The following is a 15585-nucleotide window of genomic DNA, read 5'->3' as shown; positions in this document are numbered from 1 at the left end:
TCGGTGCATGGCATCCGACTGCACACCGTCCCAGTTCGCCGACCTCGCCGAGACGATCGCGCGCGAAGCGGCCACGCTCGCCGCGCGACGACGGGCCGAGGGCGTCGAGGTCGCCGACCGGAAGTCGAGCATCGTCGACGTGGTCACGGCGGCGGACCGCGAGGTCGAGGCGCTCATCCGCGCCCGGATCGCCGAGGCCCGGCCGGACGACGCGTTCCACGGCGAGGAGTCCGGCTCGGCGTCGGGGGAGTCGGGCATCACCTGGGTCGTCGACCCGATCGACGGCACGGTGAACTACCTGTACGGCAGCGCCGAGTACGGCGTGAGCATCGGCGTCGTGCGGGGTTCCGCCGACCCGACGACGTGGGAGCCGATCGCCGGTGTCGTCGTCGCTCCCGCGACCGGGGTGGTGTTCCGTGCCGCCGCCGGACAGGGCGCCACCCGTGACGGCGTGCCCCTGTCCGTCAGTGCTCCGGCCTCGCTCGCCGAGACACTCGTGGCGACGGGCTTCGGGTACACGGCCGACCGGCGCCGTGAGCAGGTGTCCGTGCTCGCCGGGCTGATCGGCGAGGTGCGGGACATCCGGCGCGGGGGAGCGGCGTCGCTCGACTGCTGCGCGGTCGGGACCGGGGTCGTCGACGCCTACTACGAGCGCGGGATCAACCCGTGGGACATGGCCGGCGGCTCCGTCGTCGCGCGCGAGGCCGGAGCGTCGGTCCGCATCTGGGAGGCCGGCGGCACCCGTTCCTTCCTGTTCGCGAGCCCCACGGTGGCCGACGACCTCGAGGCGCTGCTGCGCGGGCTGGAAGCGGAGGCGCTCGGCATCTGAGGTCCGTCGGTCCCTCGGTCTGGGGGTGCCCGGTGGACATGACCACGACTGGCGACGTGCGACGACGTTTGCTACCGTGCTCAGGTCCCGTTATCTGCTCGTTACCAACGAGCGCGCCCCTTCCTCGATCAGGATCGCCACCGCACGCATGCCCCACTCCCCACTGACGTCCGTCCCCACCGGTCCCGTCGACGCCGCCACCCCGGTCGTCCACCTGACCCGACGAGCACGGATCGAGGCGGAGCGAGCGGCTGCGAAGGGTGCTCCCGGCACGCAGGACCACGCGCAGGACGTCGCAGCCGACCGTGCCGCGGGCCCGTCGTTCGACGAGGTCGTCGGGCTGACCACACCGTCGTCGGCCGCCGCTCCCGTGTCGCCGATCGACCTCGCACCGGTGTCGCCCGCGCTGCCCGAGTCGGCGGTCCGTCCGGCCTCGCGCATCACGACGCCGCCGGCTCCCACCTCGCCGGACGTCCGCGCCACGGCGCCGCACACCGCGACGGCTGCAGCGGAGTCCGTCGCGCCCCAGCCCCGCCGTGTCATCGGCCAGGTCCCGGCGTCCCGTCGGCGGACCGGCCGTGCCGCACCGGCCGTGCAGGTCGACCGCGCCACCCGGCACATCGCGGCCAGCCGCACCGCCGCCGTGCCCGCCCCGGCTCCGGCCGCCCGGAAGCAGGGTGCCTCGTTCCGCCGTGCGGCCTCGCGCGTGACGGCCGTCGGTGCGCTCCTCTTCGTCGCCGGTCTCGTCGTCTCGACGTCGCTGCCCGCCCAGGCGCTCTACGTGCCGGAGACCGGCTCGACCGCGGCCCGGTCGACGGCGAGCGGTGCGACCCAGTCGATGAGCGTCAGCGCCGCAGCCGACGGGTCGACGAGCCGCGACCAGTACACGGTGTCGGACGCCACGCAGTACAAGAACGTCGACGCCTCGAGCTTCACCAACGACCCGACCGGCACGATCCAGTGGCCGTTCCTCACCGGCGTCCCGATCACCTCCGGCTTCGGCGGTCGTCAGGTCGCGGGCTGCTCGTTCTGCTCGACGAACCACATGGGCGTCGACTTCGCTCCCGGCGAGGGCACCCCGATCCGGGTGATCGCCGCCGGCACTGTCATCAAGGTCCAGGCGAACGACGGCGGCTTCGGCAACGACGTCTGGGTGGAGCACGACGTCGACGGCAAGCAGTTCGTCAGCGTGTACGGCCACATGGAGGACAACTCCTTCAAGGTGGTCACCGGTCAGCAGATCGAGGTCGGCGACGAGCTCGGTCTCGTGGGCAGCACGGGCAACTCCACGGGCCCGCACCTGCACCTCGAAGTGCACGTCGACGGGGTCCCCGTGGACCCGTTGGCGTGGCTCCAGACCAACGCGAACTAGCGGTCGCCGACGCGGCACGCCCGGGCGTCTCGCCCGGTTCCGGAGCAGCGTCGGAGGTCTGCTATCCTCGTGTGGTGCCGTTCGCGGCACATCGCCCCGATAGCTCAGTGGTAGAGCACCTCCATGGTAAGGAGGGGGTCGTCAGTTCAATCCTGACTCGGGGCTCCGACCCGGTGCGCGTGTCGCTCCGGATCTCTGGCGGGGTAGCTCAGTTGGTTAGAGCACACGACTCATAATCGTGGGGTCGCGGGTTCAAGTCCCGCCCTCGCTACAGCAAGCCCGGCGATCTGTTCGCCGGGCTTTCGTCGTTCCCGGGCTGCGTCGTTCCAAGGCTGCGTCGTTCCCGGGCTGCGTGCACAGCGGTGCGGACGCACTTCGGCTGTGCGCTGGACCAGGTGCGTGCCAGGAGGCGCGTGGCGGACCCACACCGGGCCTCCCGTCCGCCCTGGGGTCGGCCCTACAGCGCGGAGTGCGACCCGGTGTCGGTCCGCGTCTGCAGCACGCCGGCCGCGCGCAGTGCGCGCTCGATCGCCGCGTTCACCTCGTGCCACGCAGCCCGTCGCCGGCTCGCGCCGATGCTGCCGCCGGAGACGGCCGTGCCGTGTCCGCGGTGCCGCAGCGTGATCGTGGTGGAGGCCCCGGTGACGGTCGTCGACAACTCGTAGCGGCGGAACTCGCGGGACGGGTGCACGAGCGCGCCGAGGAGGATCGTCAGCAGCCGGTTGCCGGTCGTCGCGGTGAGGGTCCCACCGGTCGACTCGACGTGGTGTCCCGCCGTGCGGAGTGCCGCGCCGGCGACCTCCATCGCGGTGCACCGGTCGCCCGTGTGCACGGCGAACTCGGTCCTGGTGTCCATCGTTGCTCCCCCGTCCCCTGATCCGGTGTCGCGACCGGACCGCCGATTCCCCCGAACCGGCGCAGCAAGCCTAGCCGATGCATCCTCAGCATCGACAGGCCCCCGGACGGGCGTCGGTAGACTGCCGACGTGTCAGTGAACCCCGAGCTCGTCGGCAGGACGTTCCCGCCGGCCCAGCCCTACCTGGTCGGTCGCGAGAAGGTGCGCGAGTTCTCGCGCGCGGTGTTCGCGACCAACCCCGTCCACCACGAACCCGATGCGGCCCGCGCCGCCGGGTACGCCGACGTCGTCGCCCCGCCGACCTTCGCGGTCGTCGTGCAGGAAGCCACGCTCGCGCAGCTCCTGGCCGAGCCGGACGCCGGCATCGACTTCTCCCGTGTCGTCCACGGCGAGCAGTCCTTCACCTACGACCGGCCCATCGTGGCCGGTGACGAACTCACCGCGACCCTGACCGTCACGAGCGTCAAGACGCTCGGCGGCAACGCGATGGTCACGGCCCAGAGCACCATGAACGACGCCTCGGGGGAGCACGTCGTCACGGCGACGTCGACCCTCGTGGTCCGAGGAGACGACGCATGACCGCCGCACCCGCCACCGCGATCGAGGTCGGCACGGTCGTCGCCGAGCGCGAGGTGCACGTCACCCGCGACTCGCTCGTCCGCTACGCCGGCGCCTCCGGTGACTTCAACCCGATCCACTACCGCGACGACGTCGCCACCTCGGTCGGCCTGCCCGGCGTCCTCGCGCACGGCATGCTCACGATGGGCATCGCCGTGCAGCCGGTCTCCGAGTGGCTCGGCGACAGCGGCTGGGTCGCGGGCTACGGCGTCCGCTTCACCCGCCCCGTCGTCGTGGACCCGGAGCAGGGCGCGACCATCGGCATCGTCGCCAAGGTCGGCACCGTCGACGACGACGGCCGACCGAAGCGCATCGACCTCACCGTGACCGCCGGCGGGCAGACCGTGCTCGGCAAGGCGCAGGTCACGGTGGCGTTCCGCTGACCGTGCACGAGCCGGTGCTCGCCGACCTCACGACGCTCGGCGTCGGTGGGGCGGCCGCGCGGCTGCTCACGGCCACGACGACCGACGAGCTCGTCGACCACACGCGCACCGCATGGGACGACCACGAGTGGCTGGTCCTCGGCGGCGGCAGCAACGTGCTGGTCGCCGACTCCGGCTTCGACGGCACCGTCGTCCTGGTCCGCACCACGGGGGTGGACGCCGACACGGACGCCGACGGTGTCACCGTCCGTGTCGCGGCCGGCGAACCCTGGGACGCGTTCGTCGCCACCACCGTCGCGAACGGCTGGACCGGCCTGGAGGCCCTCAGCGGCATCCCGGGCACCGTCGGCGCCGCCCCCGTGCAGAACATCGGCGCCTACGGGGTCGAGCTCTCCGACGTGCTGACCCGGGTCGAGTTCCTCGATGCGGCCACGGGGGAGCGCACGTGGGTGCCCGCGGCCGAGCTGGCGCTCGGCTACCGCACGTCGACCCTCAAGCACGGACGCCGCGGTGTCGTGCTGACGGTCGAGTTCCGGCTCGGCACGGCGGAGGAGCACGGCGTGCCGGTGCGGTACGCCCAGCTCGCCGGTTCGCTCGGGGTCGACCTCGGTGCCCTCGTGGAGCCCACGACGGTCCGCGACGAGGTCCTGCGCCTCCGCGCCTCGAAGGGCATGGTGCTCGACGCCGACGACCGGGACACCTGGAGCGCCGGGTCGTTCTTCACGAACCCGATCGTGTCCGCGCCCTTCGCCGAGACCCTCCCCGCCGACGCGCCACGGTGGCCGGCCGGCGACGACGTCAAGCTCAGCGCCGCCTGGCTCATCGAGCACGCGGGGGTGCACCGTGGCTACGCCGTGCCGGGGTCGCGCGCGGCGATCTCGTCGAAGCACACCCTGGCCCTGACCAACCGTGGCGGCGCGACGGCGGCCCAGGTGGCCGAACTCGCACGGTACGTACAGGTCACGGTCCTGAACCGCTTCGGGGTGTCGCTCGTGCCGGAGCCCGTCGTGGTGGGGGACCTGCTCGACTGAGCGCACGGGCACGACCCGGCCACGGGCCTCCCGGAACGCAGAACGGGCCACCTCGACGAGGCGGCCCGTTCTGTGATCGGGGGGACTACGCGAAGAACTTCGCCAGGCGGGCCACACCCTCGGCGATGTCGTCGTCGCCGAGCGCGTACGACAGGCGCAGGTAGCCGGACGGACCGAAGGCCTCGCCCGGGACGACCGCGACCTCGGCGTGCTCGAGGATCAGGTCGGCCAGCTCGAGGGTCGTCGTCGGGGTCGAGCCCGCCCACTCGCGACCGAGCAGTGCGGTGACGTCGGGGTAGACGTAGAAGGCGCCCTGCGGGGTCGGCGTGACGAAGCCCGGGATCGCGTTGAGCCCGGCGACGATGGCCTGGCGACGGCGGTCGAAGGCCTCGCGCATGGCCGCCACCGGCTCCTGCGGCCCGGTGAGGGCGGCGATCGCGGCGCGCTGGGACACGTTCGACACGTTCGACGACAGGTGCGACTGCAGGTTCGACGCGGCCTTGACCGCGTCGGCGGGACCGATGAACCAGCCGACGCGCCAGCCGGTCATCGCGTAGGTCTTCGCGACGCCGTTGACCAGGATCGTGGTGTCGGCGAGGGCCGGCACGGCGTCGAGGATGCCGGTGAAGCGGAGTCCGTCGTACACGAGGTCCTGGTAGATCTCGTCGCTGATCACCCAGATGCCGTGCTCGAGTGCCCACTCGCCGATGGCCGTGGTCTGCTCGGCGGTGTAGACGGCGCCCGTCGGGTTCGACGGCGAGCAGAACAGCAGCGCCTTCGTCTTCGGGGTGCGCGCGGCCTCGAGCTGCTCGACGGTGACGAGGTAGCCCTGGTCGCTGCCGGCGAAGACCTCGACCGGCTCGCCACCGGCCAGGCGGATGGCCTCGGGGTAGGTGGTCCAGTACGGGGCGGGGAGCAGGACCTCGTCACCGGCGTCGACGATGGTCTGGAACGCCTGGTAGACGGCCTGCTTGCCGCCGTTGGTGACGATCACCCGCGACGGGTCGACGGTGATGCCGGACTCGCGTGCGGTCTTCTCGGCGATGGCCTGCTTCAGCTCCGGCAGACCGGTCGCCGGCGTGTACCGGTGGTTCTTCGGGTCCTGTGCGGCCTCGACCGCGGCGACGACCACGTGGTCGGGCGTGGCGAAGTCGGGCTCGCCGGCGGCGAAGGAGATGACGGGTCGGCCCGCGGCCTTCAGGGCCTTGGCCTTCGCGTCGACCTTGAGCGTCGCGGACTCGGCGATCGCCGCGATGCGGGACGCGATGCGCGGCCGATCGGTCGGCGCGGCGGCGGGGGTTGCGGTGGACTCGGGGCCGGGGGCTGCGGTGCTCACGGGTGCCAGCCTATCGGCGCGGCACGCCGTGGAGGGGGCCAAGTGGACACCGTGTGACGGACTCCCGTACACTCGACCACCGGAACACGATCGGTGACGGACGTGCTCTGAAGGGCGGTGGCTCAATTGGTAGAGCAGCGGTCTCCAAAACCGCAGGTTGCAGGTTCGAGTCCTGTCCGCCCTGCAACTCTGGAAGGGTAGAAGTTGGCGAGCAAAGACATGGAGACGACGGCGGACGACGTCGTCGCCAAGGCGAAGCAGGACCGGGCCGAGCGCCGGGGTCCGATCGCTGCCATCGTGCTCTTCATCCGTCAGGTGATCGGCGAACTGCGCAAGGTCGTGACGCCGACCCGCAAGGAGCTCTTCAGCTACACGCTGGTCGTGCTCGTCTTCGTCGTCGTGATGATGATCCTGGTGTCGATCCTCGACTTCGTGTTCGGTCTCGGCGTCGGGTACGTCTTCGGCAACGGGCCCACGGCCTGACCCGGACGTCGACTGCCGAGTGCGGCAGTCCACTGGAGTACGGTCGCCCGAGACGGTGCCGATCGTGACCAGGACCGTCCGCCATCCCGACCCGCACCACCGAACGGAAAGAATCGACTGTGTCTGACTACTCCCGCGACGACATCGACCTCGCGACGGCTGCCGAGCAGTCCTCCGAGGTCGAGGAGAACCAGGAAGGCGACGTCGAGACCGGCGAGGAGCGCTCCGCCGAGTCCGCCGAGGAGCGCGCGATCTCCGTCGAGTCCGAGGACGACGAGTCCCTCGGCATCGACGAGGAGCTGACGGCACTGCAGGAGTCCAAGGACCCCGAGGCCGACGCCGTCGTCGAGGACGCCCTCGAGATCGACTCCGCTGACGAGGCCGAGGCCGCCGTCGAGGCGGTCGAGGACGAGGAAGAGATCGAACTCGAGTCCGAGACCGCCGAAGAGGCGAACGAGACCCTCGCCGCCGACGAAGCGATCGACGCCGAGGACGACGACGCCGAAGAGGCCGAGGTCGACCCGTACGAGGCCTTCAAGGTCGAGCTGCGGATGAAGCCGGGCAAGTGGTACGTCATCCACTCCTACGCGGGCTTCGAGCGCCGCGTGAAGTCGAACATCGAGAACCGCATGGTGTCGATGTCGATGGAGGAGTCGATCTACCAGGTCGAGGTCCCGATGGAGGACGTCGTCGAGATCAAGAACGGGCAGCGCAAGCTGGTCACCCGCGTCCGGATCCCCTCGTACGTGCTCGTCCGCATGGACCTCAACGAGGACTCGTGGTCCGTCGTCCGGCACACCCCCGGTGTCACCGGCTTCGTCGGCAATGCCCACAACCCGACGCCGCTCCGTTTCGACGAGGCGTTCGGCATGCTCAAGTCCCTCGTGCAGGTCGCCGAGGCCGCCCCGACCAAGGGTGGCTCGAAGTCCGGCGGTTCCCTGCAGGCGCAGCCCGCTGCCGAGGTCGACTTCGAGGTCGGCGAGACGATCACCATCAAGGAAGGCTCGTTCGCGGGCCTGCCGGGTTCGATCTCCGAGATCAAGCCGGAGAGCGGCAAGCTCACCGTCCTCGTCTCGCTGTTCGAGCGCGAGACCCCGGTCGAACTCAGCTTCGACCAGGTCACGAAGCTCTAGTCCAGGTCTCCCCGTTCGGGTAGACTCATCGAGTTTGGGCCCGCACGCCTCGTGCGTGTGGGCCTTCACCGCGGTCCGGAACGGCCGGACCAGCGGGAGAGTGCACGGATCCCCGTGCGTTCGATTCCAGGAGGAAGACAAGTCATGGCACCGAAGAAGAAGGTCACGGGCCTGATCAAGCTGCAGATCAACGCGGGAGCCGCCAACCCGGCCCCGCCGATCGGTCCGGCACTCGGTCAGCACGGCGTCAACATCATGGAGTTCTGCAAGGCGTACAACGCGGCGACCGAGTCGCAGCGTGGCAACGTCGTGCCGGTCGAGATCACCGTCTACGAGGACCGTTCGTTCACGTTCGTCCTCAAGACCCCGCCGGCCGCTGAGCTCATCAAGAAGGCTGCTGGTGTGCAGAAGGGGTCCGCGACCCCGCACACGGTCAAGGTCGCGAAGATCTCGATGGACCAGGTCCGTCAGATCGCCGAGACCAAGCAGGCCGACCTGAACGCCAACGACATCGAGCAGGCCGCGAAGATCATCGCCGGCACCGCACGCTCGATGGGCATCACGGTCGAGGCCTAAGCACCGATCGGGCTCCGGCCCACACCCAGACACCTTTCCGTGGGAGAGCCGCGCCGGCTCGTCAACCACGTATCTCGCAAGGAGACCACCATGGCGAAGAAGTCCAAGGCCTACGAAGCCGCGGCCGCGAAGATCGAGGCCGACAAGTTCTACACCCCGACCGAGGCAGTCGCCCTGGCCAAGGAGACCGGTTCTGCGAAGACCGACTCCACGGTCGAGGTCGCACTGAAGCTCGGCGTCGACCCGCGCAAGGCGGACCAGATGGTCCGCGGCACGGTCATCCTGCCGCACGGCACGGGCAAGACCGCCCGCGTCATCGTGTTCGCGACGGGTGCAGCGGCCGAGGCCGCGATCGCAGCCGGCGCCGACGAGGTCGGTGGCGACGAGCTCATCGCGAAGGTCGCCGAGGGCTACACGTCCTTCGACTCCGCCGTCGCGACGCCCGAGCTCATGGGCAAGGTCGGTCGTCTCGGCAAGGTGCTCGGCCCGCGTGGCCTCATGCCGAACCCGAAGACCGGCACCGTGACGCCGAACGTGGCGCAGGCCGTCAACGACATCAAGGGCGGCAAGATCGAGTTCCGCGTCGACAAGCACGCCAACGTGCACTTCGTCGTCGGCAAGGCCTCGTTCACGCCGGAGCAGCTCGACGAGAACATCTCGACCGCGCTCGAGGAGATCAACCGCCTCAAGCCGAGCTCCTCGAAGGGCCGTTACGTCATGAAGGGCGCCGTCTCGACGACCTTCGGTCCCGGCATCCCGCTGGACGTCAACAGCATCTGAGTCCACTGACTCCGAGTCACTGACTCGCAGAAGGGCCCGCACCGGCAACGGTGCGGGCCCTTTTCGCGTGCAGGGGCGCGCGTCCCGGTAGCGTGGTCTCGTGCGCACCCTCGTGAACTCGCTCCGGTTGATCGCCGTCATCGCCGTCGTCGTCGCGATCGTCGCCCAGTGGCTCGTCAGCTCGAAGACGGACGTCTACAACCCGTGGAACTTCTTCGGCTACTTCACGATCCAGTCGAACGTCATCATCGCCGTGGCCCTGGCGGTGACCCTCGTCGCCTCGGCCCGCCGCAAGCGTGGGGATCTGCGGGTGAGCCTGCTCCGGGGCGCCGGCACGGTCTACATCGCCACGACCGGCATCGTCTACAACACCCTGCTGACGAACGTCGACGTGTCGGCGAGCGTCCAGTGGTCGAACGACGTGCTGCACAAGGTCATCCCCGCGTACGCGGTCCTCGACTGGCTGCTGTTCTCCGACCGGTCGAAGCTGCTCCTCCGCCACGTCTGGTGGTTCCTGATCTACCCGGCGGTGTGGACGATCGTCATCCTGATCCGGGGCGCGACCGACGGCTGGGTGCCGTACCCGTTCCTCGACCCGGCGCAGGGGTACGGCGTCGTGGCGATCTACTGCGTCGGCGTGGGCGTCTCGATCGGGTTGCTCGGCGTCCTGGTCGTGGGGATGAGCCGGCTGAGACTCGTCAAGGTCTGAGCTGACGGGCTACGAGCGGAAGTCGCGCAGCTTGTCGAGCACCAGGTCGGCGAGCTGCACGAGTCCGCGGATCTGGTCGTCGTCACGGTCGACCCAACGGCACTCGGGCTCGTCGGCGACGGGGACGAAGCCGTCGTGGCGCTCCCAGACGAACAGGGTGCGGTCGGCACCGAGCACGTACTGCTGCCACCAGATCTGCCGCAGGTAGTGCCGGGGGATGCTCCGCCAGCCCTTCGCGGTGGTCTTGATCTCGGCGAGCACCACCCGCGAGCCCTGGACACCGACGCCGTCGGGGGTGGCGAGGTGCGCCCGGTTCGCGGCGGCGTGGAACAGGTGCGCCGATGGCTGGATGCCGTGGGTGGCCGCGACCCAGGCGGCGATGTGGGGCTCGCGGTCCTTGCCGTGCTCGGTGAACGCGTTGCCGGAGAACCGTGAGCCGTAGCGCTTCTCGGTGACGACGGCCTCGACCGCGTGCAGCGAGGCGAGCCGAGCGACGTCGGTCGCGGTGATGCCCGCGGCGCGGGCGCGGAGCCAGGCGAAGCGGTCCGAGGAGTGCGCGACGATCCGCTCGGTGTGGCCGCGCAGGGCGGTGAACGCGTCGCGCCCGGGGACCGCAGCCGGCGTGGCGGAGGCAGACAGCTCCTCCAGTCCGGGGTCCAGGTCGCCCCACAGGGTGGGCTGCACGATCGTCACCCGTCGATTCTCCCCCCGACCACCGGCAAGACCGAATCCGACGCGCTCACGAGGCGCAGCGCACACGTCAGGAGACCAGCTCACGCCCCTCGGCGTAGGCGACCAGCTCGTCGACCCCGGCGGGGGAGAGCGCGTAGCCGATCGCGAGCGCCGCTGCGCCCTGCAGCGCGGCGAGCGACCCCGCACGCGACTGGGCGATGACGAGGTGCTCGGTGGCGAGCGGCATCGACCGCGAGTAGACGACCTCGCGGACGCCGGCGAGCAGGTGCTCACCAGCCTGCGTGATCGAGCCGCCCAGGACGATGACCGACGGGTTCATGAGCGAGACGCACGTGGCGAGCACCTCGCCGATGTCGCGGCCCGCCTGTCGGACGGCGTAGATCGCGTCGAGGTCGGACCGGTTCACCAGGTCCAGCACGTCGGCGCCGGTGTGGGCGTCGTGCCCCTTCGCACGCAGGGCACGGGCGATCGCCGGACCGGACGCGACCGCCTCGAGGCACCCGGTGTTGCCGCAGTGGCAGGGGACGTCGCCGGCGCGGGACACCCGCACGTGGCCGATGTCACCGGCGGTGCCCTGGGCGCCGCGTTGCAGCTCGCCGTCCGACACGATGCCGGAGCCGATGCCGGTGGCGACCTTGACGAACAACAGGTGGTCGACGTCGGGCCAGCCGTGCTCCCGTTCGCCGAGGGCCGCGATGTTCACGTCGTTGTCGAGCAGGACGTGCGCCGCGATGTGCTGGCGGAGCCACGACGGCACGTCGAAGCCGTCCCACCCGGGCATGATCGGCGGGTTCGCCGGGCGTCCGGTCGAGAACTCCACCGGACCGGGCACGCCGATGCCGATGGCGATGACGTCCTGTCGGGCGCGGCCGACCTCGTCGAGCAGCTCGTCGATGGTGGCGACCAGCCACGACAGGGTCTCCACCGGGCCGGCGGCGATGTCGATGCGTGCTTCACGGGTGGCGAGCGGGGCAGCGACCAGGTCCGTGACGGCGACACGGCCGTGCGAGGCGCCGAGGTCGGCGGCGATGACGAGCCGGGCGCGGGGCTTCAGCGCCACCTGGGCCGGCGGCCGTCCTCCGGTGGAGACGGCGGTGTCGACGGGGCCGACGAGACCGACCTCGATGAGGGAGTCCAGGCGCACGCCGATGGTGGAGCGTGCGAGTCCTGTCAGTGCGGCGAGCTCGGCCCGGGTCCGCGGCACGCCGTCGCGGAGGATCTGGAAGAGCTCGCTCGTCCCGACCGGAGGCGACGCTGCCGTCCGAGTCAAGTCGACCATGGGGGGAGTGAAGCACACATCGAACGCGCCACGCAACGAAGTTCGTCGACCTTCCACGAACTTCTGCTTGACCGCCGACAGAAGTGGTCATAGTGTGACGCTCGGTCAGTGACGACCGCACCATCTCGACGAGGAGAACCCCTGGTGACCCAACCGATCTCGGTTCAGCTCTACACCGTCCGCGACGCCCTCTCGGCCGACCTGCCCGGCACGCTCCAGCGCATCGCCGACATCGGCTACACGAACGTCGAGGCCTTCGGCTTCGTCGACAACGCCGACGAACTCGCCGCCGCGCTCCGCGACGCCGGCCTCGCCGCCCCGAGCGGACACGCACGACTGCTGGACGCCGGCGAGCAGGACCTCGAGCGGATCTTCCACGCGAGCGTCACCGTCGGACTCGGCACCCTGATCGACCCGCACATCGACGAGGCCCGCTGGACCACCCGCGAGGACGTCGAGGCCATCGCCCGCGAACTGAGCGCCCTCGCCCCCCGCGCGGCCGACCACGGCCTGGTGCTCGGCTACCACAACCACGCGTTCGAGTTCTCGAACCGCATCGACGGCGTCAGCGCCTACGAGGTCTTCGCCGACGCGCTGTCCGACGACGTCGTGCTGGAGCTCGACACCTACTGGGTCAAGGTCGGCGGTGACGACCCGGTGGCGATCATCGGCAAGTACGGCGACAAGATCGAGTTCCTGCACGTCAAGGACGGCGACGGCTCCCACGACGACGACAAGCAGGTCGCCGTCGGCAACGGCATCATGCCGATCCGCGAGATCCTCGCCGCCGCACCCGACGCACTCCACGTCGTCGAGCTCGACGGCCACGAGGGCGACGTCTTCCAGGCGGTCGCCGACTCCTACACGTTCCTCGAGGGGGCCCGCGCATGACCGACACCACGGCGTCCACCGCCCTCGACAGCAGCACCCGGACCGGCCGCGTCGGCGTCGGCGTCATCGGCGCCGGGGTCATCTCCGACCAGTACCTGTCGAACCTCACCGTCTTCCCCGACGTCGAGGTCCGCTTCATCGCCGACATCGACCTGCCGCGCGCAGCCGCCCAGGCCGAGAAGTGGGGCGTCGCCGGGTCGGGCACGGTCGAGGAGCTCCTGGCCGACGACGACATCGAGATCGTCGTCAACCTCACGATCCCGGCCGCCCACGTCGAGGTCGCCCTGCAGGTCCTCGCCGCCGGCAAGCACGTGTGGGGCGAGAAGCCCTACGCCCTCGACCGCGAGAGCGCGACCGAACTCCGTGACGCCGCACGCGCCGCGGGCAAGACCGTCAGCGTCGCACCCGACACCTTCCTCGGTGCCGGCCTGCAGACCGCGCTCCGCACCATCCGCGACGGCCGCATCGGCAAGCCGCTCAACGGCCTGACGCTCTTCCAGAGCCCCGGCCCGGAGTCCTGGCATCCGAGCCCCGAGTTCCTCTTCGCGTACGGTGCGGGCCCGCTGTTCGACATCGGCCCGTACTACATCACCACCCTGGTGCAGACGTTCGGTCCGGTGAAGAAGGTCACGGCGACGGCGTCGAAGTCCCGCGCCACGCGCACGATCGGCTCCGGCCCGAAGGCGGGCACCGAGTTCCCCGTCGACGTCCCGACGAACCACTCCGCGCTGATCGAGTTCGAGGACGGCGGGAGCGCGCAGAGCGTCTTCTCGTTCGAGTCGGACCGCGGTCGCACGGGCGTCGTCGAGATCGCGGGCGAGACCGGCACCGTCGTGTTCCCGGACCCGAACAACTTCGACGGCGACACCGAGCTGTACGCGCTCGGCGCCGAGGAGCCCGAGACGATCCCCGCGGTCGGCTCCACCTACTCGCGCGGCACCGGCGTGGTCGACCTCGCCCGCTCGCTCCGCGCAGGCGACGAGAACCGGGTCCCCGGTGCCCTCGCCTTCCACGTCCTCGACGTGATGGTCTCCATCGCCGAGGCGGCAGAACGTGGCGAGGCGGTGCTCGTCGAGAGCACCGTGTCGCCCTCCCAGACCCTCCCAGAGGGTTGGGACCCCGCGGAGCAGACCCTGGCCTGACCGGCCCGGATCCGCCCCGCACACCACAGCAGCACCCGAAGATCCATCCCGCACCACCCCTGCACCATCCCTGCACCATCTCAACGACGAGAAAGTAGAGAGTCATGCGCACTGCCATCCGCGCACTGGCCATCACCGCGGCCGCCGCACTCACCGTGACCGGCCTCGCAGCCTGCTCCTCCGGATCGTCCGGTTCCTCCGGCGACTCCAAGACGCTCACCTACTGGGCGTCCAACCAGGGCACGTCGCTCCAGAACGACAAGGAGGTGCTGACCCCCGTCCTCAAGAAGTTCACCAAGGAGACCGGGATCAAGGTCGACCTCCAGGTCATCGGCTGGAACGACCTGCAGACGAAGATCCAGACCGCCGTCACCTCGGGCCAGGGCCCGGACGTCGTCAACATCGGCAACACCTGGGCCACCTCGCTCCAGGCGACCGGTGCGTTCCAGGAGTACGGCGACTCCGAGATGAAGGCGATCGGCGGTGCCGACAAGTTCGGCAAGGTCGCGCTCTCCACCGGTGGCGCCCCCGGCAAGACCGTCACGAGCGTCCCGCTCTACGGCCTCGCGTACGGCCTGTACTACAACAAGTCCATGTTCAAGGACGCCGGCCTCGAGGCACCGACCACGTGGGAAGACCTCACGGCGGACGCCAAGAAGCTCACGACCGGCGGCAAGTACGGCTTCACCATCGCCGGTGGTTCGTACACCGAGAACTCGCACTTCGCGTTCATCACCTCGGCGCAGAACGGTGGCGAGTGGTTCGACAAGGACGGCAAGCCGACCTTCACCGACAAGGCGAACGTCGACGGCATCAAGCGCTACCTCGACCTGATGCAGTCCGACAAGGTCGTCAACACCTCGAACGCGCAGTACGACAACGGCACGCAGGCCGTCTCGGACTTCGCGAACGGCAAGGCCGCGATGATGCTGACGCAGAACAACGCGAACGCGACGATCACCTCGCAGGGCATGAAGACGGACGAGTTCGGCGTCGTGCCGTTCCCGACCACCGCTGACGGCGAGGACATCGCGTCGTTCCCGGCCGGCATCAACCTGTCGATCTTCAAGAACACGAAGAACAAGGACGGCGCGCTCAAGTTCGTCAAGTACATGACGAGCGCGGACACGCAGACCACGCTCGACAAGCCGTACTCGGCCCTCCCGGTGCTCGCCGCCGCGGCTGACTCGGTCACCGACGAGCAGACGAAGACGTTCCTCGACATCTACAACAACAAGGCCAAGCCCCTCCCGCTGGTCCCCGCCGAGGACCAGTTCGAGTCCACCGTCGGCAAGGCGATGAACGACATGTTCGCCAAGATCGCCACCGGCGGCTCCGTGTCCGACAGCGACATCAAGACCGCGCTGCAGACCGCCCAGGACCAGGTGTCCCAGGCGAACGGCTGATCCAGCCAGGAGGCCCGGGGCGCGTCCGCAAGGACGCCCCGGGCCTCCACCCCTCGCGTCCACAGCCG

Annotated in this window: 17 protein-coding genes and 3 tRNA genes; 16 read left to right on the top strand and 4 right to left on the bottom strand. The window is 70.1% G+C overall.

Annotated elements, in window-relative coordinates; all coding sequences use genetic code 11:
- Positions 1 to 7: 7 nt before the first annotated feature.
- The 4 genes from EDF23_RS11845 (at position 8) to EDF23_RS11830 (ending at position 2472) form a co-directional block, all read left to right on the top strand.
- Entirely contained in the window at positions 8 to 829 is an 822-nt protein-coding gene (locus EDF23_RS11845; RefSeq protein WP_131921751.1) for an inositol monophosphatase family protein, read from the top strand.
- Between the two features lie 148 nt (positions 830 to 977).
- A complete protein-coding gene (locus EDF23_RS11840; RefSeq protein WP_131921750.1) occupies positions 978 to 2201 on the top strand; it encodes a M23 family metallopeptidase in 1224 nt (407 codons plus the stop codon).
- A gap of 93 nt (positions 2202 to 2294) precedes the next feature.
- Positions 2295 to 2366 (top strand) — tRNA-Thr (locus EDF23_RS11835).
- Between the two features lie 32 nt (positions 2367 to 2398).
- Positions 2399 to 2472, top strand: a tRNA-Met gene (locus EDF23_RS11830).
- 186 nt (positions 2473 to 2658) lie between these two features.
- On the opposite strand, the gene EDF23_RS11825 is transcribed toward EDF23_RS11830, so the two are convergent.
- Complete coding sequence (locus tag EDF23_RS11825) at positions 2659 to 3057, bottom strand: hypothetical protein (RefSeq protein WP_131845699.1); 399 nt, start codon at positions 3055 to 3057, stop codon at positions 2659 to 2661.
- Between the two features lie 129 nt (positions 3058 to 3186).
- Between EDF23_RS11825 and EDF23_RS11820 the strand changes: the two genes are divergently transcribed.
- From EDF23_RS11820 to EDF23_RS11810, 3 genes are read left to right on the top strand one after another with little or no spacing between them, the layout of a single operon-like run.
- Positions 3187 to 3636: a MaoC family dehydratase N-terminal domain-containing protein gene (locus EDF23_RS11820; RefSeq protein ID WP_123292106.1), complete on the top strand. Its 450-nt coding sequence runs from the start codon at positions 3187 to 3189 to the stop codon at positions 3634 to 3636.
- Positions 3633 to 4058 (top strand): MaoC/PaaZ C-terminal domain-containing protein, encoded by a 426-nt coding sequence (locus tag EDF23_RS11815; RefSeq protein ID WP_131921749.1) that lies wholly within the window; start codon positions 3633 to 3635, stop codon positions 4056 to 4058. The genes EDF23_RS11820 and EDF23_RS11815 overlap by 4 nt, the downstream gene beginning before the upstream one ends.
- A 14-nt stretch (positions 4059 to 4072) precedes the next feature.
- Positions 4073 to 5089, top strand: coding sequence for a UDP-N-acetylmuramate dehydrogenase (locus tag EDF23_RS11810; RefSeq protein ID WP_243648903.1), 1017 nt, complete (start codon positions 4073 to 4075; stop codon positions 5087 to 5089).
- Positions 5090 to 5174: 85 nt separating this feature from the next.
- On the opposite strand, the gene EDF23_RS11805 is transcribed toward EDF23_RS11810, so the two are convergent.
- Positions 5175 to 6356, bottom strand: coding sequence for a pyridoxal phosphate-dependent aminotransferase (locus EDF23_RS11805; RefSeq protein ID WP_131921844.1), 1182 nt, complete (start codon positions 6354 to 6356; stop codon positions 5175 to 5177).
- 180 nt (positions 6357 to 6536) lie between these two features.
- Here EDF23_RS11805 and EDF23_RS11800 point away from each other — a divergent pair.
- From EDF23_RS11800 to EDF23_RS11775, 6 genes are all read left to right on the top strand, one after another.
- Positions 6537 to 6609: transfer RNA gene (locus EDF23_RS11800), tRNA-Trp, on the top strand.
- 20 nt (positions 6610 to 6629) lie between these two features.
- Entirely contained in the window at positions 6630 to 6908 is a 279-nt protein-coding gene (gene secE, locus EDF23_RS11795) for a preprotein translocase subunit SecE (protein WP_111084262.1), read from the top strand.
- A gap of 119 nt (positions 6909 to 7027) precedes the next feature.
- Positions 7028 to 8041 carry a transcription termination/antitermination protein NusG gene (nusG, locus tag EDF23_RS11790; RefSeq protein WP_111084261.1) on the top strand — a complete coding sequence of 338 codons (1014 nt, stop codon included), beginning with the start codon at positions 7028 to 7030 and terminating at the stop codon, positions 8039 to 8041.
- 144 nt (positions 8042 to 8185) lie between these two features.
- Positions 8186 to 8617, top strand: a complete 432-nt coding sequence (rplK, locus tag EDF23_RS11785; RefSeq protein ID WP_022906459.1) for a 50S ribosomal protein L11 — start codon at positions 8186 to 8188, stop codon at positions 8615 to 8617.
- Positions 8618 to 8707: 90 nt separating this feature from the next.
- Positions 8708 to 9397 (top strand): 50S ribosomal protein L1, encoded by a 690-nt coding sequence (gene rplA / locus EDF23_RS11780; RefSeq protein ID WP_123292110.1) that lies wholly within the window; start codon positions 8708 to 8710, stop codon positions 9395 to 9397.
- 100 nt (positions 9398 to 9497) lie between these two features.
- On the top strand, positions 9498 to 10106 hold the full coding sequence (locus EDF23_RS11775; protein ID WP_123938622.1) for a Pr6Pr family membrane protein: 609 nt from the start codon (positions 9498 to 9500) through the stop codon (positions 10104 to 10106).
- Between the two features lie 9 nt (positions 10107 to 10115).
- Here the strand turns inward: EDF23_RS11775 and EDF23_RS11770 are convergent, their stop codons facing one another.
- Together EDF23_RS11770 and EDF23_RS11765 are read right to left on the bottom strand one after the other, a co-directional pair.
- The gene (locus tag EDF23_RS11770) at positions 10116 to 10799 is read right to left on the bottom strand and encodes a YqaJ viral recombinase family protein (RefSeq protein ID WP_123938623.1); all 684 of its coding nucleotides are present in this window, start codon (positions 10797 to 10799) and stop codon (positions 10116 to 10118) included.
- Positions 10800 to 10866: 67 nt separating this feature from the next.
- Complete coding sequence (locus EDF23_RS11765; protein WP_185002799.1) at positions 10867 to 12078, bottom strand: ROK family protein; 1212 nt, start codon at positions 12076 to 12078, stop codon at positions 10867 to 10869.
- A gap of 144 nt (positions 12079 to 12222) precedes the next feature.
- Between EDF23_RS11765 and EDF23_RS11760 the strand changes: the two genes are divergently transcribed.
- From EDF23_RS11760 to EDF23_RS11750, 3 genes are all read left to right on the top strand, one after another.
- On the top strand, positions 12223 to 12969 hold the full coding sequence (locus tag EDF23_RS11760; RefSeq protein ID WP_111084257.1) for a sugar phosphate isomerase/epimerase: 747 nt from the start codon (positions 12223 to 12225) through the stop codon (positions 12967 to 12969).
- Positions 12966 to 14111 carry a Gfo/Idh/MocA family oxidoreductase gene (locus tag EDF23_RS11755; protein WP_123938624.1) on the top strand — a complete coding sequence of 382 codons (1146 nt, stop codon included), beginning with the start codon at positions 12966 to 12968 and terminating at the stop codon, positions 14109 to 14111. The genes EDF23_RS11760 and EDF23_RS11755 overlap by 4 nt, the downstream gene beginning before the upstream one ends.
- A gap of 104 nt (positions 14112 to 14215) precedes the next feature.
- On the top strand, positions 14216 to 15517 hold the full coding sequence (locus EDF23_RS11750) for a sugar ABC transporter substrate-binding protein (protein ID WP_111084255.1): 1302 nt from the start codon (positions 14216 to 14218) through the stop codon (positions 15515 to 15517).
- Positions 15518 to 15585: the final 68 nt, after the last annotated feature.

This window comes from Curtobacterium sp. PhB128, assembly GCF_004340725.1.
GTDB lineage: Bacteria > Actinomycetota > Actinomycetes > Actinomycetales > Microbacteriaceae > Curtobacterium.
This window is presented reverse-complemented; position numbering and strand designations above follow the sequence as displayed.